Source organism: Agrobacterium sp. Ap1, from assembly GCF_017313375.1.
Taxonomy (GTDB): domain Bacteria; phylum Pseudomonadota; class Alphaproteobacteria; order Rhizobiales; family Rhizobiaceae; genus Neorhizobium; species Neorhizobium cellulosilyticum.
Genome location: NZ_JAFLMY010000015.1, coordinates 12115 through 36753, shown reverse-complemented (window position 1 = coordinate 36753; position 24639 = coordinate 12115). Strand labels below are relative to the sequence as shown.

The following is a 24639-nucleotide window of genomic DNA, read 5'->3' as shown; positions in this document are numbered from 1 at the left end:
ACATGTCGCATAAGAAACTCATCGCTCTGGCGCTCGCCGGCATTGCCTTTGCCGGCGTTGCGAAGGCGCAGGATGCTTCCATCAAGCTGGAAGTGAACAAGGAACTGCATGATCGCCTGCCGGAAGATATCAAGTCCGCCGGCAAGATGATTTCCGTCAACAACGGTTCGTTCCCTCCCTATGAAATCGTCACCGGCACGGTCATGACGGGTGCCAGCGCCGACCTGACCGACGCGCTCAGCCAGCTTCTCGGGGTCAAGATCGAACACGCAACCGTCGGTGGTCTGCCGGCTCTGCTTGCCGGCGTCAATTCGGGCCGTTACCAGTTCGCCTTCGGCCCGGTGGGTGACTACAAGGATCGCGAAGCCGCCAACGATTTCGTCGACTGGGTTCAGGAATTCGTCGTCTTCGCCACGCTGAAGGGCAACCCGAAGGGCATCACATCGCTCGATACCTCCTGCGGCCAGCGCGTCTCCGTCATGGCCGGCGGTTCGGCCGAACGCGTGATCAAGGTCCAGTCCGACAAATGCGTGGCCGACGGCAAGGCCGCCGTCGAAGTGCAGTCCTATACCGACCAGCCCGCCTCGATCCTCGCGGTCCGCTCGAAGCGTGCCGATGCGTTCTTCTCGTCTCAGGCACCGCTCACCTATTTCGTCTCCCAGGCCAACGGCCAGCTGGAACTGACCGGCGTCGGCCAGAGCAACGGCTTCAGCGATATCTTCCAGGGCGCCGTCGTGCCGAAGGGTTCGCCGCTCGGCCCGATCTTCGTCGACGCCTTCAAGGTGATGATGGCGGACGGCACCTATGCCAAGATCATGAAGAAGTGGGGCCTTGAGAACAACATGATCAAGGAACCCGGCATCAACCTCGGCGGACAGCTTCCGAAATGAGCACCAATATCACAACCAATGCAGCGCCTTCGGGCGCTGCTGACTTTCGCGATGTGGCAACCGCCCACACGCCGTTCCGCACCTGGCGCCTGCTTCTCTGGCTCGTGATCGCCATCGTCGTCGTCGACTTCGGCTGGATTGTCGCCAATAACGAGAATTTCGGCTGGCCGGTCGTCGCCCAGTATTTCTTCGACCCGACTGTCATCCAGGGGCTTTATGTCAGCCTTGGCTTGACTGTCGTCGGCATGATACTCGGCGTTATCGTCGGTCTCGTCATAGCCATCATGCGCATGTCGAGCGACCGGCTGGCGAGCGGTTTTGCCTCTCTGTTCATCTGGTTCTTTCGCGGCACGCCGCTGCTGGTCCAGCTAATCTTCTGGTACAACATGTCGACGCTGTTTCCGAACCTGTCGATTGCCATTCCTTTCGGTCCGACGCTTGCCAGCTGGGACACCAATTCGGTGATCACCCCGATGACGGCGGCGATTGTCGGCCTTGCGCTCAACGAAGCGGCCTATATGGCGGAAATCATCCGTGGCGGCCTCATCTCGGTCGATCGTGGACAAGCTGAAACCGCGGAAGCCTTCGGCATGACAAAGGCGCGTGCCCTGTGGCGGATCATTATTCCGCAGGCGATGCGCTCCATCGTACCGCCGACCGGCAACCAGCTGATCAGCATGATCAAGGCGACCTCGCTCGTCAGCGTTATCGCTATGGCCGACCTGCTCTACTCCGTACAGTCGATTTACAACCGCACCTTCGAGATCATCCCGATGCTGCTGGTGGCTGTTCTCTGGTACCTGCTGATCACCTCGATCCTCAATATCGGTCAGAACTATATCGAAGCTTACTACGGCCGTAGCGACCGTCGTAATGCCGGCGCCCCAAAACCGGTCGCAGTTACCGAGGAGGCAAGCCATTGACCGCATTTGTTCAATCAGATGGCATTAATACAAAGCCTCTCGTTCAGGCCCGCAACGTTCACAAGGCCTACGAGCATCTGGAAGTCCTGAAAGGGATCGATCTCGATGTCATGTCCGGAGAAGTCGTGGTGATCCTTGGGCCGTCCGGCTCGGGCAAGTCGACTTTTCTGCGCTGCATCAACCACCTCGAAGCCATCCAGAAGGGCTTTATCGAGGTGGATGGCGAGCAGATCGGCTACCGGGTCAAGAACGACCGACTGGAAAAGCTTTCCGCCAATGGTATCGCCAAGCAGCGCCGCAAGATCGGCATGGTGTTCCAGCAGTTCAACCTCTACCCGCACATGACGGTGCTGCAGAACATCATCGAGGCTCCGGTCGGCGTTCATGGCCATAACCGCAAGGAAGCCATCGAGACGGCGAAAGGCCTGCTGCAGCGCGTCGGCCTGTTGGAAAAGGCGGATAACTATCCGCGCCAGCTTTCCGGTGGCCAGCAGCAGCGTGTGGCGATTGCCCGTGCCTTGGCGATCAAGCCGAAACTGATGCTGTTCGACGAGCCGACCTCCGCACTCGATCCGGAACTCGTCGGCGAAGTGCTGGCGACGATGAAGGACTTGGCGAAACAGGGCCTGACCATGATCGTCGTTACCCACGAGATCGGCTTCGCCAGGGAGGCTGCCGACCGCGTGGTCTTCATGGATGGTGGCGTCATCGTCGAGCAGGGCAAGCCGGAAGAGGTGATCGGCAACCCGCAGCATCCACGCACGCAGGCCTTCCTGTCGCGTTTCCTTTAGAAGCTCCTCCCCGCCTAGCCCCGGCCGAAACGCCGGGGTCTTTTGTTTGATTTCGAAAAGTCTGGATAAGCGATGCCCACCCAAGACAATCTGCCCAAAGACAATCTATATGCCCGCGTTGCCGATTTCGACGCGATGGAAGCCGAACTGAAGGCAACCCGCCATCATCTGCACGCTCACCCTGAACTCTCCTTCGAGGAGGCACAGACGGCACGCTACGTGGCCGACAAGTTGGAAGGCTGGGGTTACGAAGTGAGTCGTAACGTCGGTGGCCACGGTGTTGTCGCCACCCTGAAAAACGGCACCGGCACGAAAAGCATCGGCATCCGCGCCGACATGGATGCGCTTCCTATTCTGGAAGAAACCGGCGCTTCATATGCAAGCACGATTTCCGGCAAAATGCATGCCTGCGGCCATGACGGCCACACGACCATGCTTCTGGGTGCTGCCGAATATTTGGCCCGCACCAGGCGTTTCAACGGCACGGTCACACTCATCTTCCAGCCGGCAGAAGAGGCAGGCAAGGAAAGCGGTGCGCAGAAAATGATCGCCGACGGGCTGTTCGCGCGCTTTCCGATCGATGCCATCTTCGGCCTGCACAACCATCCGGGCATGCCGGCGGGGGCGCTGTTGACACGGCCCGGTGCGATCATGGCGGGCGGCAACACGGTCAGGATCACCATAAACGGCAAGGGTGGCCATGCATCGCGTCCGCATCTGACGATAGACCCGGTTTTGATCGCATGCAATCTCGTCATGACGCTGCAGTCAGTCGTATCACGCAATGTCGATCCGACCGAGACAGCCGTTCTGACCGTCAGCACCATTCATGCGGGCGAAGCGTCCAACGTCATCCCGAACACTGCAAAGATCTCGATGAGCGTCCGCTATTTCGACCCAGCCGTGGCGGAGCTTATTGAGGAGCGCATTCGCAAGCTGACTGGAAGCGTGGCCGAAGGCCATGGCGCGACGGCAGACATCGAATATGAATACGGTTATCCGGTCGTCATCAACTCCGAAGCGGAAACCGCCTTTGCCAATGAAGTAGCGCAGGAACTGGTCGGCAGCGACAACGTGTCCATCTGCCCGCCGCTTCCAGGCAGCGAAGATTTTGCCTATTTCCTCCACCACCGCCCCGGCAGTTTCCTGCGTCTGGGCAACGGCAAAGGCTCACCGATCCTGCATTCGTCGAAATACGATTTCAACGATGAAAGCCTAACGATCGGCGCGGCCATGTGGGCAAGGCTGGCGGAACGTTATCTGAACGCGTGACGAATCAGGTGGCAGCGAATCCCAAGGCAGGCCGACATCGTTGGCCTGCTTTTTATGTAGGGAAGATCGGGGCTCATCCATTTGCTGATTTCGGTCGACGGCAACAGCGATGGGTCGAGCAGCTCCCATCTGCTTGCCCCGGTATTCAACACCATAAGAAGTACTGTCTGATCGCAGCTGGCGCATCGCTATTATATCTATCTGGAGTATCGCGCCGGGTGCATGCTATTCTTCGTGATCTACGTCAGGCACCGCAGGATGGGGCTCGCTTCCAGTAGCGTCACGTTCCCTCAGCTTCCATCAGATCATCACGGTGGTGCATAGTAATCGGCACGAGGAATACAAAGCTGCATTCTGCCATAAACCAATCCGGCCAACTTGACGTTTCAGCATACTCCAAGTTATTGATAACCACATGAAAATCATGGCGACGGGCAACAAGTTTTCTTTGATTTAGTCGATCAGGATCAAATTATTGCGCATCGATGAGACGCTGCGCAATGTTGCGGTAACCCATGTCCTCGTTCCGATGAGCCTCGGCCGAACATCGAGCAACAAGTCTTGCCGCCCTTCCTACGCTTAGGATCGGTCCCTGCGCCTGCGCTGGCGTCATCATTGCAAGTGAGCGTGCCACGTCACCGACGTCCATCTCAAGCTGATGGGGCCTTGCGGGGCTTTAGCCGTAGGTGAGCCCGTGGGCTTCTAGCAAAGCCTCTTCAAGAAGCCGCCCCTCACGATATGACCCAAGCGTCGTCGGGCGCTCAACACCAGGCCTAGTGCGGGGACAGGGCTCGGGGCCACCAATCACCGTGCGGATTGGCAGGCGTTCGGCATAGACAGGCAGGGCATAATCCTCCTCGTCATCAATAACGCCTTTCGCACGGATCTTGGCTGAAGCCTTTTCGATTTCCATTACGATCACCGCCGTCGCCTTCGTCTCTTGTCTAGTCGTCGCTCGGAGGCCAGCAGTCCTCTCTGGGAAGAACCGGTCCACCATCATCGTCAGTGCGCGATCCTTTTCGAGCGCATCTGTCACCAGGCGAGCCTTTCCGAAAGCCATCACCGCGCGGTAATCGGCGGAATGGTTGAAGCCCGAGCGCGCCAAGACGATACTGTCGAAATGTGTGACGGTAAGGCATGCAGGCTCCCCTTTTGAAAGATTGCGTAACATCCTGCTCGCACTGCTGCCATGCCAATAGAGACGCGTTTCCTCGCGCCAGAAGAGAGTTGGAGTGCAGAAGGGCTGCCCATCGATCACGTAGGAGACATGAGCAAGCGCGGCGGAATCCAGCAGTTGATGCACCGTGGCTTGATCGTAAAAGCCGCGATCATGGCGACGTTTGACCTTGTTTATGGGATCAACGGGGTAGTTTACTGAAGGCTGCTGGGGCATGAACCGGTTCCTCACAATGATTGTTGTGACCACCTCACACAGGTAGAGTGGTTTCATCTAGGTCCAGTTTGAGACAAAACATGCCAACCACCTCAAAGCTCGAAACTTTCGGACCGGTCATTGCGACCGGCCCGATGGAACAGCTTCGTCTCGATCCGTTAATCCGTAATCAAGCGCAGCGGGTGCATAGCGCGCTACGCATAGCAATACTCGACGGCCTCCTACCCTCCGGTACGGCTCTGCCGTCCAGCCGGGCTCTGTCGCGTCAGATCGGTATCGGCCGCAATACCATCGTAGCTGCATATGAGCTATTGGTGAGCGACGGACTTGCCGAAGCCCGCCACGGTTCCGGCACCTTTGTCGCCACCGTCCCGCCTCTGCAGGCAAACATTAACGTAACGCCCGTGATTGAGCCCCGCTCCCCTCCCGGTCCTAAGAAACCGTTTGCGCTTGGTCAGCCACGTGTGGAACCGGCGCTCCTTAACCGTCTGGCCGCAGCTAGTCGTCGGCGTATTTCTGACGCTGATCCCTTCGATCTCGGCTATGGGGATCCGCGTGGCAGCCTGCATTTACGCCGACAGATTGCCGCCGCCCTCGCGATCGACCGAGGCTTGCGCTGCGATCCTGATTGCATTGTTATAGTCAGCGGCACTCAGCACGGTTTACGTCTATGCATGGATGCACTGGTTGAGCCCGGAGACCGTGTCTGGATGGAAGAACCCGGGTATGCGGCTGCTCGTACCACACTCTTGGCTTCTGGTGCCGTTCCCGTTCCCATTAATGTAGATGAAGAAGGGCTAGATATTCGTGCTGGCCGCCAACGCGCACCTGATGCGAAGGCAGCGTATGTTACGCCTTCGCATCAGTTCCCGTCTGGGGTCAGGATGTCTATGAGCCGTCGCGTAGAACTTCTCGACTGGGCCGAAAATGCAAGCGCGTGGGTGTTGGAAGACGACTACGATAGCGAATTCCGGTATACCGGGAGACCGCTTACGGCGCTTGCCGGCCTTTCATCCACGAGGGTAATCTATCTCGGAACCTTTGCAAAAACCTTGTTTCCTGCATTACGGATTGGCTACGTCGTGGTGCCGCCGGACGTTCTCGGCCGAGTCCTGGCTGCCCGCGCCGCCATAGACCGGTTTCCGCCCGCGTTTATGCAGGACGCCCTCGCGGATCTAATGTCCAATGGCACCGTCTCGGCCCATCTGCGCCGAATGCGAAAGCAATACCGCCACTCGCGCGACCGGATTGCAAGGATCCTTATCGAGGAAGCTGCCGGTGTGCTCACACCCATTGTGCCTGAGCAGGGCTTGCATATGATTGTCCGCTTAGCTTCAAACCTTGCGAGTGGCGCTGGCCGCAAGATCCGCGCCGAGGCTGGGGTCGAGGCGTTGTTATTGTCTGAGACGCAAACCGTGACGACCGGCATCGAAGCATTCGTTCTCGGCTTCTCTGGTTTTGCGCCTGAAGTCCTATCGGAGGCTGCAAGTTCGTTAGCGCGAGCCGCAAGAAAATTGGTTGAGTAGAAAAGAAGCTGACTTTCTCAGCTCTGAGTTCCCGGAATCGCAAAAACAAAAAGTTAGGTGGGTCCATAGTTTATCCCGCATCAACCAACTCTCCCAGTCTCAACCATCGACCCGAAGCCTTCGCCGAGGGGATAGGAATTGGGCACCAGCGCATACGGTTGCTAGGGCATTCCACGGGTAGCCAGCATTCGTTTACAACTGATGATGCCCTCCAGTTATGGAACCGGCCAGCGCCCTAATAAGAACGTGATCTGGTCGTGAAGACGTGCTCCGGTATCGTTGCCATCGCGGACCGACTGTTCAACGAGCACAGGGTGATAGAATGGCGTGAACGCAGTCATTACGTTTCTAGCTTCACGCCTTGGATCCGCGGCTCGGAATTCGCCGGATTTCATCCCGTCCCTCACGATTGCCTCGATGATCCCGACATCCTCATTGGTATGCGCCTTGTTGATCTCCCAGTTTTTGCACGCCGCGGCAACTAACGAATCATGTACGGGCTTTTCTTCAACACACGTTGTCTTGGCATTGCTCCGCCGAGTCTCTACGCCGCGTTCTGCAGCAAAGCAGGACTGTACCGTGAGGCGCTGGACCACTATTTTGGGATACAGGGTGCACTGACCGATCTCGGCGTCGCGACAGATGTGCCACAAGCTGTCGAGAGCATGCTGCGCAACGCAGTGGCCGCGGTGACATCAACTGAGGGGGAACGAGGTTGTATGGTGTCGAGTGGAATGCTGCAGAGTGCGCCAGAACATTCCGAGCTAGTTGGAGAATTGACCGCGCGGCGAGACGATATGCGGCACGAAATCTCCCAAGCCCTGCTTCGCTGGATGGATACGGCTCGCGCTGAGACCCTCGCCCGCTATCTCGTGACCGTGCTGCAGGGGCTTTCCGTGCAGGCTAGAGACGGTGCGACGCGTGACGAATTAGAGCGGGTCGTCGACCAAGTCATAGCAGGGATTCGCGCGACGTTGCCACTCAAACCAGCTGTGTAAAACGCCGTCAAGTATCAGGGATGCATACCGCGAGCTAAGTGCGACCAGTCCAAAGTGGCTGGCCGCACTTAGCGGAGCTGCTATCCTTCGCAGCGGCGTTAGGCACGTTTACGTGGACCAAATCTGGTCAGTCCGCCACTGCAGAAATACAACTACAGCTCACACCAGTTCAGCAAGTGTGGCAGCGTCGAAGCCCTTAATCTCTGCCCAATCACCCGATCTTACCTTCTTGACCCAGGCAGGATCAGCAATGAGCGCTCGACCAACAGCTATGAGGTCAAACTCAGCACGCTCCATCCGCTCGAGAAGCTGGTCCAGTCCCGCACTGGTCGACCCCTTACCACTAAACGCGCCCATACCGTACGTCCGCAGAATGCCGCGTCAGCATGTGGAACAATTGTCAGCATCAGTGCTTAGCCTCTTTAGTCCAAGGCAGTGGATTAACGCCGCGGCGTCGCGAGGAGGAGAAGAGCGCTATGACACACGACCCTAATCTCAGCTCACCCGTACGAGTTGAGGATCTAGAAACGAAGGAGCCGGCCATTCCAGTATCGGCTGGTAGTCCCTCTACGCCAGTTCCCGGTCCGCTCCACACTTCGGATGCGCCACGAGTCGATCAGGCGCTGAATTCCGTTCTTGAACATCGTAACGACCCTTATGTTGAGCCGAAGGAGACACTGTCGGCACTGAGAGAAGAGGTCGATACTCTTCGGTACCGGGCGGCAGACGAAGTTCGCTTTCAAATCCGCAGGAATCCCTAGCAGGCAGTCGGGATTGGGGTCTTCGTCGGCTTTCTGATCGGGATCACACGATGATCTTGCGCCTCCGGCGCTCGCGCCGTTGGGAGGTAGCTGGCGAGACGCCGCAGGTCGGCGTTCATGGTACGGTGGCGTACGGGAACCGTTCATTCGTATGAGACATTCCACGCCGTCAGCGGCGGCGCCGCAGTCGGCGCCACACGCATCATTTCAAAATCGATGGAGTAAAATATGGCAAACGCCAAGACACTCGACGACTTGTTTCTTGACACGCTGAAAGACATTTACTTTGCAGAAAAGCAGATCCTGAAGGCGCTGCCGAAAATGGCGCGTGCTTCGCAGTCTGAGGAGGGGAAAGAAGGCTTCCTGCAGCATCGCGAAGAAACTCAGGGACAGATCGAGCGCCTTGAGCAGGTGTTCGAGCTTCTCGGCAAGTCGGCACGCGGCAAGACCTGCGAAGCCATCCAGGGCATCATCGCCGAAGGCGAAGAGATCATCGAGGAGTTCAAGGGATCGCCAGCGCTCGATGCCGGTCTCATCTCGTCTGCTCAGGCCGTCGAACATTATGAGATCGCGCGCTACGGCACCCTTATCGAATGGGCCGAACAGCTCGGCCTGAAGGATGCAGTGCCGCTACTCGAACAGAATTTGTCGGAAGAAGTGGCGACCGACAAGAAGTTGAAGGCACTGGCAAAAGCTTCCGCCAACGACAAGGGCAAGAAAGCTGCCTGATTGACCGGAATGACGAGAGGCCGCCCGCAAGGCGGCCTTTTTCTGTTTCTTAAACCTGAGGACGGGCAAATGGCCAAGAAGACACAATCATCAACGGATCGAGTCACCATCCACGATCAAACTCTCACGCGTGGCCAAGGTGGCGAGCTTCATCAGACGGCCGAAGATGGCTTCGAAGTGCTAACGACATCGCAAGGCGCTCCGGTCGCCGACGATCAGAACACATTGCGTGTAGGTCCTCGCGGACCCGCTTTGATGGAGGACTTCCATTTCAGAGAAAAAATCTTCCATTTCGATCACGAGCGAATTCCAGAGCGCGTCGTGCATGCGCGCGGGTATGGTGCGCACGGCTATTTCGAGACGTATCAGTCTCTTGCTAAGTACACCCGGGCAGACGTGTTCCAGCGGGCTGGTGAGACGACACCAGTTTTCGTCCGCTTTTCCACGGTCGCCGGCAACAAAGGCTCGGCCGATCTCGTGCGCGACGTCCGCGGTTTTGCCGTCAAGATGTACACCAAAGAAGGCAACTGGGATCTGGTCGGCAACAATATCCCGGTCTTCTTCATCCAGGACGCCATCAAGTTTCCTGATCTCATCCACGCGGCCAAGCAGGAGCCGGATCGCGCCTTCCCGCAGGCTCAAACGGCGCACGACAATTTTTGGGACTTCATCAGTCTGACACCTGAAAGCATGAACATGGTCATGTGGATCATGTCCGACCGGACCATACCAAGATCGCTGCGCTTCATGGAAGGATTTGGGGTTCATACGTTCCGCTTCATCAACGGCAAGGACCAGTCCACCTTTGTAAAGTTTCACTGGAAGCCGAAGCTCGGCCTTCAGTCGGTCGCCTGGAACGAGGCGGTTAAGATCAATGGCGCGGATCCTGACTTCCACCGTCGCGATCTCTGGCAGTCAGTCCAATCAGGCAATTTTCCGGAATGGGAGCTCGGGGTCCAGCTCTTCGATCAGGACTTCGCCGACAGTTTCGATTTCGACATCCTCGACCCGACCAAGATCATCCCGGAAGAGGTCTTGCCTGTACAGCCGATCGGGCGAATGGTGTTGGACCGCATGCCGGACAACTTCTTCGCCGAGACAGAGCAGGTCGCGTTCATGACGCAGAACGTTCCCCCGGGCATCGGTTTCAGCAATGACCCGCTCTTGCAGGGCCGTAACTTCTCCTATCTCGATACGCAACTGAAGCGGCTTGGCGGCCCAAACTTCACCCATCTGCCGATCAACGCCCCCAAGTGCCCCTTTGCGCATTTCCAGCAGGACGGTCACATGGCAATGCGCAATCCAGTCGGGCGGGTGAATTACGAACCGAACTCGTTCGGAGAAGGTCCGCGGGAAAGCAAATCGCGCGGCTATCGCCACTTCCCAGCGGAGGAGTCAGGCGCGAAGGTGCAACTTCGTCCCGAAAGTTTCGCGGATCACTACAGCCAGGCGCGACAGTTCTTCATCAGCCAAACACCGCCGGAACAGCGTCATATCATCATGGCGCTCACCTTCGAACTCAGCAAAGTCGAGACAGTTGCGATCCGCGAGCGCATGGTGTCCCATCTGATCAACATCGATGAGACGCTCGCTTCCGAGGTCGCTCATCGGTTGGGAATGGCCGCCATGCCAAAGGCAGCACCGGCGGCCGTGGCAACACGACAAGATCTTGAGCCGTCTCCGGCGCTCAGTATCGTCGATCGTGGGCCGAAGCGTTTCGAAGGACGCAAGCTGGGCATTCTCGTTACAGACGGTGTCGATGCAAAACTGTTGACGGCTCTGACGAGCGCTGTCTTGAAAGAAAAGGGCTTGGTCGAGCTCATCGCACCAAAGGTCGGCGGCGTGACAGCTTCCGACGGCAGCTTCATCGAGGCGCACCATATGATCGACGGTGGCCCCTCGGTGCTCTTTGATGCTGTCGCACTCCTTCCATCCGATCCAGGTTTGGAAGATTTGCTGAAGGAGGCGACAGCACGGGATTTCGTGGCAGACGCGTTCCAACATTGCAAGTTCATCGGCTACAGCGACGTTGCCCTGCCATTGCTCGAAAAGGCCGGGATCGCGGAGGACGTTGACGAGGGTGTTCTGGAGCTCTCCGGCGGCACGACTGTGGCAAGTTTTGTCGAAGAGCTTGGCAAGCTTCGCGTCTGGGGACGTGAGCCGTCAGTAAAGCTCGGCTCGGCATCGGCAACTGCAGCTTAAACACAATCATTCGGCGCGGGTCATAGGCTCGCGCCGATATCTTTGACGTCGACATCGCTACCGGGATGGCCGCCAGATTCGCCGTAAGACTCCCGGCGTCGCACTTCTCTAGCGATCGGCCCATACGCGAGCCACGTGCCGCGGAGAAAAATCTGTGGCCGCGTCGGTACGGCATCGTACCCTCGACCTGATTTTCTCTATCGTCAGGAACCCACCCAAAGACGCCAACGTTCTACGCCCGCTGTTCCTTTGGGAGGTGTCGCGCCGGGGTATAATAGCCTTCGCGGTTCTGATCGGATCAGCAGATTGAGGATGACAACAATTTGGTTGGCGAGGATAACCTCGTTTTTCCTGCAGGGAGGTTGAGATGGACGAAAATCGTGACGAATGGATTGCCCGTCGCGCCTACGATTTATGGGAGCAAGCTGGTCAGCCTGACGGCCAAGAGTGTGAGCATTGGTCCCAGGCTAGTGCCGAATGGGATGCTCGACCCAGGGGAACCGGACCTGAACACCTATCATGGGACGACGACGAGTAATCTATATGTAGATGACTAGGCGGGTGATGACCTCACCCGCCGTGGCATGTGAATTTCTTACTCAAGCTGAGTATGTTAAACCTCACTTCATCGACTGCAAAGCCAGATAGCGCAAGGCTCGCGCGCTGAAACCGATGTTGCATTGCTGATCATCCGGTGGACCAGCAGAGCGTCGCCCTAAACAGCAGAAAATATGAGTCAGAGCCAATTCTCAATGGAAATATCAGGCCGCGCCGGGCAGTACTCATGTTTGGATGCCCCGTTCGATGCAAGGACTTTTTTGACCGCTAGAGCGAGTGATCGGGTGCGTACATGTTTCAGACCTCATGTTGCGGCCATGACATGCCGCGGGCCGGTATGGTGATACGCGGACTGGACTCCAAATCAGTGGAACGAGCTAAAAGCTCCCTGAGAACTACTGGTTTGCCCAATCCCGATCTGTTCGATCATTTGCCCATGCGGATCATGTCCTCCTCACATCGCCGGCACTCCAATTAGAACGTCTACCTTCAGCAGACCGCTCCGCTTGGATCTCGGTATTCTTGATTGCGTGAGAGCATTGCCCAGACGATCCGCGACAGCTTGTTTGCCATCGCAATCGCCACCAGCATGCGTGGCTTTCGGCCCAGCATATTCGAGAGCCAAGAACCCGGTCTTCCACCGCCTCGGCCCTTCCAATGCACAACAGACATCGCGCCTATAATCAAAAGCCTTCTGATATCTCGTTGGCCCATCTTCGAGGTGCGGCCAAGCTTTTGCTTGCCTCCGCTCGAGTGCTGTCGCGGGACAAGGCCAAGCCAGGCTGCAAAATCGCGACCACTTCGGAATGCCTCCATAGGCGGTGCGAAGGCAGTGATTGCCATCGCGCAAATCGGTCCGATCCCTGGCACTTTCTGGAGCCGTCGAACGATATCGCTTTGTTTTGCTTCCGCTGCGATACGACGATCGATGTGATCAATCTCTTCGTGCAACTGAGTGATCTGGCTGAGATAAAGGCGTCCCATGGTCCGTACCAACTCAGGCAAATCGTCCGCCGCAATGAGCGTCGCGAGCCGCTCAACGTTGCCTAATCCTTTGCCCACGATGATACCGTGCTCTGCGAGGTGACCTCGTAGGGCGTTCACCATTTGCGTTCTCTGTCCGACGAGAAGATCGCGGGTCCGGAATAACATTGCACGAGCTTGCTGTTCAGACGTCTTTACAGCGACGGTCCGCATCGTCGGTCGCATTGCAGCCTCTGCTACGGCTTCCGCGTCAGCGACATCATTCTTTTGCCTTTTGACGAAGGCCTTCACATAAACTGGGGGGATCAGCCGAACGTCATCACCCATGCTTGCGAATTCTCGACCCCAATAATGTGCCGTACCACACGCCTCCATCGCAACCACACACGGCCGAAGTCCGGCCATAAATTTCGGAAATTGCGACCGCGACAGTTTCTTGCGAAACAAAACTCGGCCATCGGCAGTCGCGCCGTGCACTTGAAAAACCTGCTTTGCAAGGTCGACGCCGACGATACTGACTTCCTCCATAAATGCCTCCTACTGTGTTGGTGACTTTACGTATCACCATCTTGGCACATCGCGATGCCGGTGGGAGGGGCATCCAACCCATCAGTGGCAATCAACAGGCTGGGGCCGACATGTCCGGACTTAAAAGTCCTAGTTCAAGAGGCACTACGTGACCTTAAATTCCGGAGGATCAACGTCGATCTCCGCCGACCAATAGTGTTTGGCAATGTTCTGACTGTTGCGAATGACGTGGTAGGCCATTTCAGGATCCCCTCCGGCGAACGTGTCGGGATCAGCGCCGCACATAACGCAATACATGCGCTGATGGACGACCGCAGCGAAGTATTCCGGGGCCGGCGTCGCGTCCTCTTGTCCGATAGCCGCCATGTCTTCTGCGGCTTGATTTCTCGCATCCTGCAGAGCGGCGAAGATCGCTGTGGCCAACCTTTTGTCGGCACGCTCAATGACGTCGGCGATTTCCCTATCGGCGGAACTGCCAGCAGAATTGTCTCTCGTCATGCCTCTTTCCTTCGGCGGTAGGTACGGTCGTCAGCCGGTTGATTTGGTGAAGAGCGCTAGGTAGTTTCGCGCGGTTTCGATCAAAGCTAGCTCTGCTTCGGAGCCGTCGGCGAGTTCGGCCGCACGGGCGTCCACCGGCGCTTGTAGCCGAGCGTCGATCTGCGGATCGGTGGCACGCGCTTTCCCCATCAAGGCACGAAGGACCGTTCTCAAGGCAAAGGATTCCGCTGATCTAGCCAACTGTTGTCGTTCGCTTTGATTCTTCGCGATATCTTCTGCGCGTTCATTCTTCTGCCGCATCGACGCTGGCCTGCCTTGCTGCCTTTCCCACCTCCGAGCGACGTTGCGCCCGGCATAGAGAATCTTCCAGGCGACGTCGGGATCGCCATTCTCGAATGTTTGGGCATCGGCGCCGCAAAGGCGCATGAAGAGGTGGCGAAGCGCTCCATCGCTGAAGTAGTCGTGTGGCGCAGCGGAAACGCCGAGGGACTGGAGCTTGGCGCCGGCGGCTCGAACGGCTTGATCGATCGCTTCATCAACAGCTCGGAACAACTCCTCGTCCGCCTGATGCACCTCGTCTATTCTCTTTGGCATGAGCCTCTCCCACGAATTAGCTCCCTTCGTTACATGATATCGGGTCAAGCCCTCGCGTCCAGGCTTACATGAGGCATCAATCGGGCAAGGGGATGAACTCATCGCGGTCGTCAGCAGGAAGGTCGAAACGGCCCTCTCCCCACTTTCCGGCTCGCCATTCGGCCTTGGCTTCCTCAATACGTTCCATCGACGAGGCGACGAAGTTCCACCAGATGTATCTTGGCCCGGAGAACGTTGCGCCTCCGAGTATTATAATCCGGGCGCCGCGTTCGCGGCCGCGACGGTTATCCTGTCCCCGGGACGGAACACCATCATCTGCATCGTGCCGAATTCCTGCCCGGCGAGCGAGATCGAACCTTCAACGACGTAGATAGCGCGGTCTTCGTGTTCATCTGGGATCGGAAGACGGGCGAGCGGATCCAGCTTGACGTCGGCGTAGAAGGTCTCCGAAAACATCTTAGCGGGAGCGCGCTCGCCATAGGCGTTTCCGAGGATCAGCCGCGCCGAGACGCCTTTGTCTTCGATCATCGGAAGCGCGCTCCGGCCGTGGTGCTCGAAGGAAGGCGCCACGTCCTCGTGGCCGTCAGGCAGGGCGAGCCATGTCTGTATTCCGAAAAGGCTGTTCGGGCCGCTCCTTGCCGCGACACTCGTGCGCTCCGAGTGCGATACGCCTTTGCCCGCGACCATCCAGTTCAACTCGCCCGGCCTGATGATCTGGTCGGCGCCGGTACTGTCACGGTGATGAAAGTCTCCTTGGTAGAGGTAGGTCACGGTGCCGAGACCGATATGCGGGTGGGGCCGGATGTCGACGCCCTGCCCCGTCAGGAGTTCGGCGGGACCGGCCTGGTCGAAGAATATGAACGGGCCGACCATCTGTCGGTTCGGCGCGGGCAGCGCCCGTCGGACTTCGAAACCGCCAAGATCGCGAGCTCGCGGAACGATCAAGGACTCAATCGCCTCCACGCCGACCTCATCAGGGCATCCTGGTTCGATCGCAGGGTTCCAGCTCATGTGTTTCGTCCTCTGCTTCGGCCGATGATCATCCATTCATAGCGAGAAGCGGTGACGCGTGACGCATCCGCTCCTCTTTTTAAGCGTACTTACGCTCCAGCACCAGCCTTGGGCGCGGCAGTGTTGAGCAACTGCTGCTCCCACAGATATGCGATACCGCTCCCGCCAGAATGCTGGACGATGACGTCGGTGATCTTCTCAGCCTGTCCGGCACGGGCCCAGTCGCGCTGCCATTCGGCTGCGAGCGCCAGCCAGGTCATCATGTTGACCCCGGCTGCGATCATGCGCTGGATTGCGACCTGATGCGCCTCGGAGGAGACTGCTCCCGAGGCGTCCGTGATGACGGTTACGTCCCAGCCTTCGCCCGCGGCCTGGATCGCCGGCATGGCGACGCACACCTCGGTCCAAAGGCCGGCGATAATCAGTTGCTTGCGACCCGTCGCCTTGACCACGTCGACAACCTTCGAATCCTGCCAGGTGTTGATGAGCGTTCGGTCGATGATTTCCTGGCCGGGAAAAACGTCGGCGATCTGCGGGAACAGCTTGCCGCCGCGTTCCGCGATCACCGTGGTAAGGATAGTCGGAACGTCGAAGGCCTTGGCCGCTTTGGCCAGGCCGACCGTGTTGTTGACCACCATCGTCGGTTCATGGCTGTTCACGTTCGCGAGCTGATATGGCTGATGGTCGATGAGGACGAGAACGGAATCTTCGGGGCGGAGAAGCGAGGCGAGGCCGTTACGAAAGGTCATGAAACATCCTTGTTTGTTTGTTCGTCGACAGATGCGAACGCGTCCGTTGGACGTCGATCCACGAAAACCTTGTCAGTGCCAGCCCTGATGCGATAGCCCTCGAAAACGCAAGCTGTGTTGCACAAAGGGGAACGCAAGATGGAAATCAACGACCTTAGGACCTTCGTGGAAGTCGCCGACGCAGGAGGGGTGACACCCGCCGCGGAGCGACTAGGCGTCTCCAAGTCGATGGTCAGCCGACGTATCGCTCGTCTTGAGGCGGAGTTGGGCGTTCAGCTCGTCGCGCGAACGACCCGCGGCATCGCACTGACTGAGGAAGGCGCGACGTTCCGAGATTATGCGGCGAGGGTTTCGGCGGAGATCGATGCCGCCCGCGAGACGATATTGCCGGCGGGCGAGCTTCGCGGGCGCATCAGGGTCGCCGCCCCACTGTCGTTCGGGCCGACCCACCTAGCTCCTGTCCTGTCTCAGATGGCGCGCCGACACCCGCGCCTCCAGGTTACCTCGTGCTACACCGACCGCTTCGTCGATCTCATCACGGAAGGTTTCGACTGTGCGATCCGGATCGGATACCTGCCGGATTCCAATCTCGTTGCCAGGCGCGTTGGACCACTCTACGCGAAATTTGTTGCCAGCCCCGACTACATCACCCGGAATGGCTCGCCCGAGACGCCGGGCGAACTTCTCAAGCATGAGGCGCTCATGCAGGGAACTGAGACTTGGCAAGTCACAGATGGCGACCAGGTACTCAACACCCGGCCGCAAGGACGGTTCAAGGCCGACAATGGAGTAGCATTGCTCGCTGCCGCGCTGGAAGGGCTAGGCATCGCCAGACTTCCGAACGGTCTTACGGACCAACACATCGCCTCCGGTGCCCTTGTCGAAGTGATGCCGAAGTATCCGCCTCCCACCGCCGGCATCTTCGTGGTCAGGCCTCCTGGACAGCATCCTGCCAAGAAGGTGCGTGTGCTGACAGAGATGCTGATCGAGTGCTACGACTCAGGCTCGTCCTAGCAGCCCGTCGGGTCCTACGGCGCTAGATGTTCTGAAAAGAACTCGGCCAGCCGTGCGACCGCCGGGCCGACATATTCCGGCTTGTAGTACATGTCGTAGTGTCCCGCGCCTTCGACTTCGAAGAAGTGCTTCGCCCTCGACGAAAGGTCGAACAGACGCCTCCCCGCCTCGTATTGTCCGGTCGGCCCCCGGCGCCCGCCGACGATCACCTGCAGCGGCTGGGTCAGTAGCTCGTGCACAAGGCTGAACGCGTCGAAACCCAGCAAGGCGCCATAGCTGACGAACAGCAGGTGGTTCGTCGAATTCGGATGCCGATACGCCGACTCCCGATAGAACGTGACGGCCTCCAGCAATTCAGGATCGGTTATTCCTGCGGCCTTGGCGTCGGCTAGGCTATCAGGAATCCATGGATCTCTCCGTGCCGCGGCACCGCGCGCCTGCGCAGTGCGCTCCGCCGCGACGTCAAGGAGCGTCTGACCGGCGTCGGGAAGCAGGCGGCGCATCGCTTCGCCGATGTCATTGGCGACGACCGTGCCCACCGCCTTGACGCGCCGTTCGGTCAGTGCTGCCTTGATCGCGTAGCCGCCACCTGCGCAGATCCCAAGGAGGCCGATCCTCGCATCATTGACATAGGATAGCGTCGCCAGATGATCGACAGCGCAATGAATGTCTTCGACACGAACGGCCGGATCTTCGAGATCACGTGGTTCGCCGCCGCTCTCGCCCTGGTATGACGGGTCGAACGTAAGCGCAATGAAGCCCTTTGCGGAGAGTCGCTCGGCGTAGATCGCGCTGATCTGTTCCTTCACGCTGCTGCCCGGCGTCGCAAGGACAACCGCGGGATATGCGCCACCCTCTTCGAAGTGCGGCGGCAGGTGATATTACCCACGACCTCGATATCTCTGTTCCTGAACGTAACCCGCTTTATCATACGGTGGCCCTTCTTCCTTCTGTCCATGGGGTCATCACGACGCGCCCGAGGGGCCTGGCCGTTTCGGCGTACTCGTGCGCGTGCGCAGCGTCTTCGAGCGCGAAAGATCGGTCGATCACGACGTCGATCTTTCCGGCTGCGGCGGCAGCAAGGAGATCGTCGACGCTGCCGCGCACCGAAGGCCGTTCGAAGATGGATCCCATAAATACCCCGTGCAGCGTCAGATTGTTCTGCATCGGCTGCCATAGATCGACATCGAGCTTTCCGCCGCCAGCGTTGCCAAGGAAGACGAGACGCCCTTCCGGTGCGAGCGCCGAAAGCGAAGCTTGCAATGTGGAGCCGACCGGGTCGATGACCAGATCGACGCCCTTCCCATTGGTCAGTCGGCGCGCTTCTCCTACGACGTCATTCTGAAGGCGATCGACGACGAAGGTGGCACCGAGTTCGATCAGACGAGCCTGCCTTTCGCTCCCGCTCGCCACCGCGATCACGGTTGCCCCTGCCCGCTTGGCGAGCTGTACCGCCGCCAGCCCCACGCCTCCAGCCGCGGCGTGGATGAGGACGGTTTCGCGCTCCCCGACACCTCCTCGGGTGACCACGCTGTGATAGGCGGAGCCAAAGGAGATGGGCAGCACGGCGGCTTTTGCGATGTCCAGGCCCGCAGGAATCAGCCACGTTCGCGAAGCAACAACGGCCCAGAGTTCAGCGTGCGATCCCTGCATACTGAAGGCAGCGACCTTTTCGCCAACGGTACGGGTGGTTACGTCCTTGCCCACGCTCACGACCGTTCCAGCCGCTGCATATCCGACCACCCACCGGGGTACCTGGGACATCGATCTGCGATTGATCAGATCTCCGCCTTCGATAGAGATTACTTCCACATTTATGAGGACTTCGTTCGGCCCGCAGACCGGATCAGGTACGTCGGCGTATTTGAGCACAGACGGTGGTCCCGGATTGTCGTAGACGGCAGCCTTCATCTTCACTCCATTCTCAGAAGAAACTTGTGGAGACATGTAGGTAGTCCACGGTCCCGAGAAAGGGCTCCCTGTCGGGAACGCCATATTGCGCGACTTGCAACGGCGGGATGGAAAGCGGTTGCCGTTCCCCGCCGCGCAACAAGCTGTCGCATTCACCGCCACTTCAACCGCTGCGCTGGAGCCACGAAATAGGCCGGACACCCTGTCGGGCGCATCCGCAGAGCCGCGGCACTCCCGAATTCACGACTACGAAGAAAGGAACAGAATCCTATGATCGATTTGAGTGGAAAGCGCGCCTTGGTCACGGGCGGCTCGCGCGGCATCGGCGCGGCCATCGTGGAAGCGCTTGCGGAGAATGGTGCGGATGTGGCGTTCACCTATCAAAGTTCGAGCGAGAAGGCTGCGGCGGTTGCCCGGTCCGTCGAAAGCCACGGCCGTAGAGCCGTCGCCATCCAGGCCGACAGCGCCGATCCGCAGGCGATCGCGCGGGCGATCGAAGACGCCGTGGCCGCGCTAGGCGGGCTGGATATACTCGTCAACAGCGCAGCGATCGGCCATTCAGGAAACATCGCCGATCTGAACCTGGACGAATATCAAACCCTCATGGACGTCAACGTTCGGGCACCGGTGCTGTTTGCAAAGGCGGCCATCCCACATTTGCGAGACGGCGGCCGTATCATCACGATCGGTTCCGCTCTCGGCGAGCGGGTGCCCTTTCCCGGTATAACGCCTTATGCCATGTCGAAGGCGGCGCTCACGTCCTTCACGCGCGGCCTTTCGCGTGAGCTTGGACCAGCGGGCATCACCGTGAATCTGGTGCAGCCTGGGGCGACGGACACGGATGCCAACCCGGCCGACGGCGCGGCAGCAGACTTCCAGCGAAGCCTGACGTCGCTCGGGCGCTTTGGCGAGCCAAAGGAGATCGCCAACGCCGTTGTATTCCTGGCAAGCTCCGCCGCGAGCGTCATCACGGGCGCGACGATCACCGCGGATGGCGGCGCGATCGCCTGAGCCATATTCATCCCACGGACGGCCTTCGGACGAAGGGCCGTCCCCTTCGCTGTGCTCAGGTGGGCCGAGGGGTCCGACCCCCGAACCCACGGTACCTTCTACCAAGAAAGGATTCAGCCTTGGAAATAGAAGATCTGAGGATTTTCCTGGAGGTTGCAGAGTCCGGCGGCGTCTCCGCGGCCGCGCTCCGTCTGGGCATCTCGAAAACCATAATCAGCCGGCGGATTACCCAGTTGGAAGCCGATCTCGGCGCGCAACTGCTCGCGAGAAAAACGCGCGGCATGGTCGTTACCGAAACCGGAGTGACGTTCAGGGCGAATGCCGCCCGCATCTGCGCCGAAGTTGACATGGCTCTGGAGGCGGGCGAGTTGCAGGGGCGAATGAGGATCGCCGCTCCGCTATCATTCGGACCCACGCATTTCGCTCCTGTTCTCGCCAGCCTAGCGCGACGACATCCAAAGCTTCAGGTGCTTTCGTCGTACACCGATCGCTTCGTGGACCTCGTGGGAGAAGGCTTCGACTGTGCAATCCGGGTAGGTCATCTTCCAGATTCGAATCTCGTTGCAAAGCGGTCGGCCCCATGTTCGGAAGCTCGTCGCAAGCCCGAGCTACATCGATGCTGAAGGAGCGCCCCAGACGCCTCAGGAGATCGCGAACCATCGGGTTGTGATGCGGGAGGCAGAAGTTTGGAAATTCGTGGACGGAGACGACATCACTGCCGTGCGCCCCACCGGACGCTTCATCGCAGACAATGCACTGTCACTGGTTGCAGCCGCTGTGGAGGGGGTGGGTCTCGCTTATCTCCCGGAACCACTCGTCGCGGATCACATCGCTTCAGGAGCGCTGGTCGCCGTCATGAACCGATATCTTGTGCCCCCGGCGGGAATATTCGTCGTGCGGGCGCCCCAGTCCCTATCCGTCGGAGAAAGTGAAGACGCTCACGGAGATGCTTATTGAATGTTTCGATCGTCCACACCTGGACAGGCAGCCTTCGGGCGAGAGCGGCGCTATTTGATGCCGCTCTCTCATGTTCAAGGTGGCATTCTTGCCGCGACTCCAGAGGTCGATAGCGCAGCTTGAATTCAATGCGGCAGCGGATTGGTTGTCGCAAAGGAATAGCGGGCTATTCTCCACTGATTGCCAACGTCCTTTTGGAAAATGAACAGCTCGTGGTTGGCGTCTGGAACGCGTTGTTCGATGGCCTTGACGGTGACGAACCCTTTCGAATTCGTCCGTACGAAGGCCCACTCTGGAGCGGTCTGCACAACTTCCGCCACAGTGTCAGTTCCATGTCGAAGGTGATCGTCTGAAATATGCCGTCATAGGCCCTTTGGATCGCATCTAGGCCGATAGCGGAAGGATTGTTCGGCGCCATAAACGCGGCGTCGGCCACGAACATTTCAGCGACGGCGGTGGTGTCCGAAGCATTCAAGGCGGCCTCATATTGCGCGAGCGCCTTTTCGATTTCCAGTCGGGCCGAGGTGGCGGCTGCGTCTTCACCTGAAGGCTTGATAGAGGGTTTCATATAATCGATCTCCGTGAGTTGATGATGTGTGGTTTCGTGCCGGGACGAACGCTTTTTTGGGAGCTGCACGCATTTCCCCCCGATCATCGCTTCGTTCCGGAACTGGCGAAGTTGCCATCGTCCGTCATGTGAGTGCAGCCCTTGCGGGAATGCCTTCCAACCGTCGCGCCGCCATGTCAGCAATTCAAAGGAAGCTGCGAGCTCATTTCTCTCCGTAGTACGTTCCGAAATACTTGACCGGCGACCACGCAGGCAAAATCGGCGAAAGGGCGGCGTAGTCCTGTGCACCGAAGACCACCCTGCCGTCCATGACGGTGAGCACCGACGACACTGACTTGATCTGATCGTCGGGGACCGAGAAGTCGTCCCGGTCCAGGATGGCGAAATCTGCAAGGTTGCCAGGAGCAATTAAGCCCATCTCCGATTCCGTGTTCATGAACCAGGCGCCCCCCTTGGTGAAGAGTTTCAGGGCTTCGTCGCTGGTGAGCCTGTTTTCCGGAGCAAGCACCTCGGATCCCGACACAGACCTGCCGGTGACCATCCAGCTCAGACCGACCCAAGGATTGAACGTGGCGGCACGAAATGCATCGGTGCTCATTGCAAGCGGAATAACGCTATCGACAAGCTGGAGTAGACGCGTCGTCCGCAAGGCCTGATCCAGTCCACGGCTCTTTATAAAAACGTCGCCGTGAAGTGCCATTTTGTGGTCCAGCGCGATGCCTCCGCCCAGCTTCTTTACCCGTTCGATGTTTTCCGGGGTAATGGTCTCGGCATGCTCGAGGCTCCACCGCAGTCCATTGAAAGGGATCTCCCGGTTGAGGGCTTCCAATGCGTCGAGGAACGGCGTGATGTTCTCGTTGTAGCTGATATGCTCGCGAAACGGCATCCGCCTCTGGACGAGTTTCCTGATTTCGCGGTCAACCAGCCGATGCATTTGCTCGGGAGGAATGATGATGGCCGGACGCTCGAAGTTCTCATGATCGTGCACCTCCGCCTCCAGGACTTCGCCTGCGCCTCGCCGATCGGCTCCGACCAACCTTATCGGCCGATGCCGTCAATGACGGGTTGTGAAGGCGGACAGCGGCTTATCATGCCGCCTGTTTGAGAGCCGTTTTGGCAAAGGCCCGTTTGAGAGCCTCGATACAGATCGGATCGTGTGACTGGCCTTGGCCTTCCCATAGGATGGCGATTACCTTTTCGATCGGCAAGGCTGACCGATAAGGCCGGTCGGCTGTCAGAGCGTTGAATACGTCTGGAGTTGAAACGATCCTAACCTCTATGGATATCTCTTCGGCCAGCAGCCCGCGAGGATAGCCCTTTCCGTCCAGTCGCTCGTGATCTGCTCCACCGATGACAGCGGCGCTCGAAAAGGCACGGATCTTCGAAAGGATATGCTGGAAGAATTCGGAATGGCACTTCATCTGCATCGATACCAGATCGTCCAGCTTGCCGGGCTTGTCGAGTACGCTGTTACCGACACCGAGCTTTCCGATATCATGCGGCAGGGCCGCGCGTTTCAGGAACCTGCACCCCTCGGGCCTAACTTCATGCTTCTATGATTTGCGCCAGGCGGATGCGAATACCCGTCATGAAATCAGCCCCGCGGCACGCTTGCGGCGTTGCGGAAGGATTGCGTTCGGTGAGCGTCGAATTAAATGATGGTTATCGATATATAGCATAATCTAAATAGCGCGAAGCGGTTCACGCTTCCCCCCGCACGAAATTCCACAACGCTCTGTCAGGAGCAGCCGGTCTGATCAGGTCCGGCATCGATTCCAGGCTGGAAACGAGTTGTTCGAGACCATTGACGCTCGACAGCAAAGGCACGAGATCGGGCGATAGGTCTCCTGCAACATCCACACAGAACCCTTGGATCACACCGAGCTCGATTGAGTTTCTCGGTGTATAATCCCTTGCCATGGAGATGACCTGAGCCGTCAATTCGTCTAATGTCAACAAGCCGAGCATGATAACGTCCTCCCGCTTTACAGGGTTGATTTCCTGTGGCCGATCAAGCCGACCTGAGTCGGAACTGGCGGCTCATACTAGATGTACGGAGGACGCAAACTTTCAGTTTCAGATTACCGCAGAAATAGTGGCCAGCTCCTCGCTTAACGCGGCAACTTCGCTAGGCCCTTGGCGAGGATCGGCCCGGTCGGACGCTCGGTCGGCTTTCCGCCGGCCTGTTCCAGCGTGATCACGTGGAGCTGATCGTTTCTTGGAGTTGGTAATGTCGGACCTCTTCGGCAAGCTCGCGGCGCTTGACGATGCGCTCGGCGACCGCAATCAGACGCCCCGGCTTACGATCGAAGACCAAGCATAGCGCATTGCGATCACCCTTGGCGCAGGCGGCAAGTGCCGTATCGAGATCGTCTGGCCCAGAGCCCATCAGCGTCAATACCTTCTCCCAATACCGATAGCGGAGACTGTCTCCTTTGAAACCTATACCTGGACGGGAAACATCGACGCCACCATCGCTCTAATCCAGCAGACCAAAGCGAATGACGGTGCACTGAAGGCGATCGGCAAGCTCGGCACCAATGAAATGCCGGCCACCTATGCCTTTGACATCCACGGCGAGGAAGGCGGTAAGAACACGGGCTTACCATGCTGCAAACAAGACGCTCTACACCGTCAACCTCGAGACCGGCGCGGCCACCGAAATAGGCCCGGTCACCGGGCTCGACAACGAGGTCCGCGATATCGCCATCCTGCCGGCAATGTAAATCCGGAGAGTACTAAGCAGGCCACCACCTGTGAACAGTGAAAAG

General features: G+C 58.5%; 24 protein-coding genes and 5 pseudogenes. 13 read left to right on the top strand and 16 right to left on the bottom strand.

Annotation, left to right across the window (positions count from 1 at the left end; translation table 11 throughout):
* Positions 1 to 2 precede the first annotated feature (2 nt).
* The 4 genes from JZX87_RS22955 (at position 3) to JZX87_RS22940 (ending at position 3876) form a co-directional block, all read left to right on the top strand.
* Entirely contained in the window at positions 3 to 890 is an 888-nt protein-coding gene (locus JZX87_RS22955) for an ABC transporter substrate-binding protein (protein ID WP_183687039.1), read from the top strand.
* Positions 887 to 1813, top strand: a complete 927-nt coding sequence (locus JZX87_RS22950) for an amino acid ABC transporter permease (protein ID WP_206828213.1) — start codon at positions 887 to 889, stop codon at positions 1811 to 1813. The genes JZX87_RS22955 and JZX87_RS22950 overlap by 4 nt, the downstream gene beginning before the upstream one ends.
* A complete protein-coding gene (locus JZX87_RS22945) occupies positions 1810 to 2604 on the top strand; it encodes an amino acid ABC transporter ATP-binding protein (protein WP_210298061.1) in 795 nt (264 codons plus the stop codon). The genes JZX87_RS22950 and JZX87_RS22945 overlap by 4 nt, the downstream gene beginning before the upstream one ends.
* Positions 2605 to 2676: 72 nt before the next feature.
* On the top strand, positions 2677 to 3876 hold the full coding sequence (locus JZX87_RS22940; RefSeq protein ID WP_206828211.1) for a M20 aminoacylase family protein: 1200 nt from the start codon (positions 2677 to 2679) through the stop codon (positions 3874 to 3876).
* A 676-nt stretch (positions 3877 to 4552) separates the two neighbouring features.
* Here the strand turns inward: JZX87_RS22940 and JZX87_RS22935 are convergent.
* Positions 4553 to 5269, bottom strand: a complete 717-nt coding sequence (locus JZX87_RS22935; protein ID WP_206828209.1) for a pyridoxamine 5'-phosphate oxidase family protein — start codon at positions 5267 to 5269, stop codon at positions 4553 to 4555.
* An 80-nt stretch (positions 5270 to 5349) separates the two neighbouring features.
* Between JZX87_RS22935 and pdxR the strand changes: the two genes are divergently transcribed.
* Positions 5350 to 6795, top strand: a complete 1446-nt coding sequence (pdxR, locus tag JZX87_RS22930; protein WP_286195013.1) for a MocR-like pyridoxine biosynthesis transcription factor PdxR — start codon at positions 5350 to 5352, stop codon at positions 6793 to 6795.
* A gap of 215 nt (positions 6796 to 7010) precedes the next feature.
* Here pdxR and JZX87_RS31850 read toward each other — a convergent pair whose 3' ends face one another.
* On the bottom strand, positions 7011 to 7391 hold the full coding sequence (locus JZX87_RS31850; protein WP_353654241.1) for a hypothetical protein: 381 nt from the start codon (positions 7389 to 7391) through the stop codon (positions 7011 to 7013).
* On the opposite strand from JZX87_RS31850, the gene JZX87_RS31465 reads away from it, so the two are divergent.
* Positions 7287 to 7793: a TetR/AcrR family transcriptional regulator gene (locus JZX87_RS31465; protein ID WP_286195012.1), complete on the top strand. Its 507-nt coding sequence runs from the start codon at positions 7287 to 7289 to the stop codon at positions 7791 to 7793. The genes JZX87_RS31850 and JZX87_RS31465 overlap by 105 nt on opposite strands.
* Positions 7794 to 7952: 159 nt before the next feature.
* On the opposite strand, the gene JZX87_RS22920 is transcribed toward JZX87_RS31465, so the two are convergent.
* Entirely contained in the window at positions 7953 to 8150 is a 198-nt protein-coding gene (locus JZX87_RS22920) for a hypothetical protein (RefSeq protein WP_206828206.1), read from the bottom strand.
* A 632-nt stretch (positions 8151 to 8782) separates the two neighbouring features.
* On the opposite strand from JZX87_RS22920, the gene JZX87_RS22915 reads away from it, so the two are divergent.
* The 3 genes from JZX87_RS22915 to JZX87_RS22905 all read left to right on the top strand — a co-directional run bounded on the left by JZX87_RS22915 (position 8783) and on the right by JZX87_RS22905 (position 12023).
* Complete coding sequence (locus tag JZX87_RS22915; RefSeq protein ID WP_206828205.1) at positions 8783 to 9283, top strand: YciE/YciF ferroxidase family protein; 501 nt, start codon at positions 8783 to 8785, stop codon at positions 9281 to 9283.
* Positions 9284 to 9352: 69 nt separating this feature from the next.
* Positions 9353 to 11485 (top strand): catalase, encoded by a 2133-nt coding sequence (gene katE / locus JZX87_RS22910; RefSeq protein ID WP_206828204.1) that lies wholly within the window; start codon positions 9353 to 9355, stop codon positions 11483 to 11485.
* A 367-nt stretch (positions 11486 to 11852) separates the two neighbouring features.
* Complete coding sequence (locus tag JZX87_RS22905; protein ID WP_148142945.1) at positions 11853 to 12023, top strand: DUF2934 domain-containing protein; 171 nt, start codon at positions 11853 to 11855, stop codon at positions 12021 to 12023.
* A gap of 509 nt (positions 12024 to 12532) precedes the next feature.
* On the opposite strand, the gene JZX87_RS22900 is transcribed toward JZX87_RS22905, so the two are convergent.
* The 5 genes and pseudogenes from JZX87_RS22900 to JZX87_RS22880 all read right to left on the bottom strand — a co-directional run bounded on the left by JZX87_RS22900 (position 12533) and on the right by JZX87_RS22880 (position 16407).
* On the bottom strand, positions 12533 to 13555 hold the full coding sequence (locus JZX87_RS22900) for an IS110 family RNA-guided transposase (RefSeq protein ID WP_206828203.1): 1023 nt from the start codon (positions 13553 to 13555) through the stop codon (positions 12533 to 12535).
* A 144-nt stretch (positions 13556 to 13699) separates the two neighbouring features.
* The gene (locus JZX87_RS22895; RefSeq protein WP_206828202.1) at positions 13700 to 14053 is read right to left on the bottom strand and encodes a hypothetical protein; all 354 of its coding nucleotides are present in this window, start codon (positions 14051 to 14053) and stop codon (positions 13700 to 13702) included.
* Between the two features lie 30 nt (positions 14054 to 14083).
* A complete protein-coding gene (locus tag JZX87_RS22890; protein ID WP_206828200.1) occupies positions 14084 to 14647 on the bottom strand; it encodes a hypothetical protein in 564 nt (187 codons plus the stop codon).
* Between the two features lie 76 nt (positions 14648 to 14723).
* Positions 14724 to 15658, bottom strand: a pseudogene (locus JZX87_RS22885) (pirin family protein).
* An 89-nt stretch (positions 15659 to 15747) separates the two neighbouring features.
* Entirely contained in the window at positions 15748 to 16407 is a 660-nt protein-coding gene (locus tag JZX87_RS22880) for a hydrolase (RefSeq protein WP_206828199.1), read from the bottom strand.
* 138 nt (positions 16408 to 16545) lie between these two features.
* Between JZX87_RS22880 and JZX87_RS22875 the strand changes: the two genes are divergently transcribed.
* The gene (locus JZX87_RS22875; protein WP_206828198.1) at positions 16546 to 17421 is read left to right on the top strand and encodes a LysR family transcriptional regulator; all 876 of its coding nucleotides are present in this window, start codon (positions 16546 to 16548) and stop codon (positions 17419 to 17421) included.
* Between the two features lie 14 nt (positions 17422 to 17435).
* Here JZX87_RS22875 and JZX87_RS22870 read toward each other — a convergent pair whose 3' ends face one another.
* Positions 17436 to 18230 (bottom strand): alpha/beta hydrolase, encoded by a 795-nt coding sequence (locus JZX87_RS22870; RefSeq protein WP_353654240.1) that lies wholly within the window; start codon positions 18228 to 18230, stop codon positions 17436 to 17438.
* Between the two features lie 118 nt (positions 18231 to 18348).
* Positions 18349 to 19332, bottom strand: a complete 984-nt coding sequence (locus JZX87_RS22865; RefSeq protein WP_206828197.1) for a quinone oxidoreductase family protein — start codon at positions 19330 to 19332, stop codon at positions 18349 to 18351.
* Between the two features lie 270 nt (positions 19333 to 19602).
* Between JZX87_RS22865 and JZX87_RS22860 the strand changes: the two genes are divergently transcribed.
* Positions 19603 to 20343 (top strand): SDR family NAD(P)-dependent oxidoreductase, encoded by a 741-nt coding sequence (locus tag JZX87_RS22860; RefSeq protein ID WP_206828196.1) that lies wholly within the window; start codon positions 19603 to 19605, stop codon positions 20341 to 20343.
* Between the two features lie 119 nt (positions 20344 to 20462).
* Positions 20463 to 21358 (top strand): annotated as a pseudogene (locus JZX87_RS22855) (LysR family transcriptional regulator).
* Positions 21359 to 21466: 108 nt separating this feature from the next.
* Here the strand turns inward: JZX87_RS22855 and JZX87_RS22850 are convergent.
* From JZX87_RS22850 to JZX87_RS22830, 6 genes and pseudogenes are all read right to left on the bottom strand, one after another.
* Positions 21467 to 21868, bottom strand: a complete 402-nt coding sequence (locus JZX87_RS22850; protein WP_206828195.1) for a YybH family protein — start codon at positions 21866 to 21868, stop codon at positions 21467 to 21469.
* A gap of 202 nt (positions 21869 to 22070) precedes the next feature.
* Positions 22071 to 22856: an amidohydrolase family protein gene (locus JZX87_RS22845; RefSeq protein WP_353654239.1), complete on the bottom strand. Its 786-nt coding sequence runs from the start codon at positions 22854 to 22856 to the stop codon at positions 22071 to 22073.
* 100 nt (positions 22857 to 22956) lie between these two features.
* Positions 22957 to 23361, bottom strand: coding sequence for an HD-GYP domain-containing protein (locus JZX87_RS22840; RefSeq protein WP_353654247.1), 405 nt, complete (start codon positions 23359 to 23361; stop codon positions 22957 to 22959).
* A gap of 208 nt (positions 23362 to 23569) precedes the next feature.
* Positions 23570 to 23836 carry a hypothetical protein gene (locus JZX87_RS22835; protein WP_183687024.1) on the bottom strand — a complete coding sequence of 89 codons (267 nt, stop codon included), beginning with the start codon at positions 23834 to 23836 and terminating at the stop codon, positions 23570 to 23572.
* A 143-nt stretch (positions 23837 to 23979) separates the two neighbouring features.
* A pseudogene (locus tag JZX87_RS31460) lies at positions 23980 to 24108 on the bottom strand (anti-sigma factor); the annotation flags it as partial.
* Positions 24105 to 24257 (bottom strand): annotated as a pseudogene (locus JZX87_RS22830) (sigma-70 family RNA polymerase sigma factor); the annotation flags it as partial. The pseudogenes JZX87_RS22830 and JZX87_RS31460, both read right to left, overlap by 4 nt.
* Positions 24258 to 24326: 69 nt before the next feature.
* On the opposite strand from JZX87_RS22830, the pseudogene JZX87_RS22825 reads away from it, so the two are divergent.
* A pseudogene (locus tag JZX87_RS22825) lies at positions 24327 to 24594 on the top strand (DUF4394 domain-containing protein); the annotation flags it as partial.
* Positions 24595 to 24639: the final 45 nt, after the last annotated feature.

What these genes read in the sequence shown, in the direction of transcription:
- JZX87_RS22955 (WP_183687039.1), top strand. Translation starts at nt 3, where the DNA reads ATGTCGCATAAGAAACTCATCGCTCTGGCGCTCGCCGGCATTGCCTTT.
- JZX87_RS22950 (WP_206828213.1), top strand. Translation starts at nt 887, where the DNA reads ATGAGCACCAATATCACAACCAATGCAGCGCCTTCGGGCGCTGCTGAC.
- JZX87_RS22940 (WP_206828211.1), top strand. Translation starts at nt 2,677, where the DNA reads ATGCCCACCCAAGACAATCTGCCCAAAGACAATCTATATGCCCGCGTT.
- JZX87_RS22935 (WP_206828209.1), bottom strand. Translation starts at nt 5,269, where the DNA reads ATGCCCCAGCAGCCTTCAGTAAACTACCCCGTTGATCCCATAAACAAG.
- pdxR (WP_286195013.1), top strand. Translation starts at nt 5,350, where the DNA reads ATGCCAACCACCTCAAAGCTCGAAACTTTCGGACCGGTCATTGCGACC.
- JZX87_RS31465 (WP_286195012.1), top strand. Translation starts at nt 7,287, where the DNA reads ATGTACGGGCTTTTCTTCAACACACGTTGTCTTGGCATTGCTCCGCCG.
- JZX87_RS22920 (WP_206828206.1), bottom strand. Translation starts at nt 8,150, where the DNA reads ATGGGCGCGTTTAGTGGTAAGGGGTCGACCAGTGCGGGACTGGACCAG.
- JZX87_RS22915 (WP_206828205.1), top strand. Translation starts at nt 8,783, where the DNA reads ATGGCAAACGCCAAGACACTCGACGACTTGTTTCTTGACACGCTGAAA.
- katE (WP_206828204.1), top strand. Translation starts at nt 9,353, where the DNA reads ATGGCCAAGAAGACACAATCATCAACGGATCGAGTCACCATCCACGAT.
- JZX87_RS22905 (WP_148142945.1), top strand. Translation starts at nt 11,853, where the DNA reads ATGGACGAAAATCGTGACGAATGGATTGCCCGTCGCGCCTACGATTTA.
- JZX87_RS22900 (WP_206828203.1), bottom strand. Translation starts at nt 13,555, where the DNA reads ATGGAGGAAGTCAGTATCGTCGGCGTCGACCTTGCAAAGCAGGTTTTT.
- JZX87_RS22895 (WP_206828202.1), bottom strand. Translation starts at nt 14,053, where the DNA reads ATGACGAGAGACAATTCTGCTGGCAGTTCCGCCGATAGGGAAATCGCC.
- JZX87_RS22890 (WP_206828200.1), bottom strand. Translation starts at nt 14,647, where the DNA reads ATGCCAAAGAGAATAGACGAGGTGCATCAGGCGGACGAGGAGTTGTTC.
- JZX87_RS22880 (WP_206828199.1), bottom strand. Translation starts at nt 16,407, where the DNA reads ATGACCTTTCGTAACGGCCTCGCCTCGCTTCTCCGCCCCGAAGATTCC.
- JZX87_RS22875 (WP_206828198.1), top strand. Translation starts at nt 16,546, where the DNA reads ATGGAAATCAACGACCTTAGGACCTTCGTGGAAGTCGCCGACGCAGGA.
- JZX87_RS22865 (WP_206828197.1), bottom strand. Translation starts at nt 19,332, where the DNA reads ATGAAGGCTGCCGTCTACGACAATCCGGGACCACCGTCTGTGCTCAAA.
- JZX87_RS22860 (WP_206828196.1), top strand. Translation starts at nt 19,603, where the DNA reads ATGATCGATTTGAGTGGAAAGCGCGCCTTGGTCACGGGCGGCTCGCGC.
- JZX87_RS22850 (WP_206828195.1), bottom strand. Translation starts at nt 21,868, where the DNA reads ATGAAACCCTCTATCAAGCCTTCAGGTGAAGACGCAGCCGCCACCTCG.
- JZX87_RS22835 (WP_183687024.1), bottom strand. Translation starts at nt 23,836, where the DNA reads ATGCTCGGCTTGTTGACATTAGACGAATTGACGGCTCAGGTCATCTCC.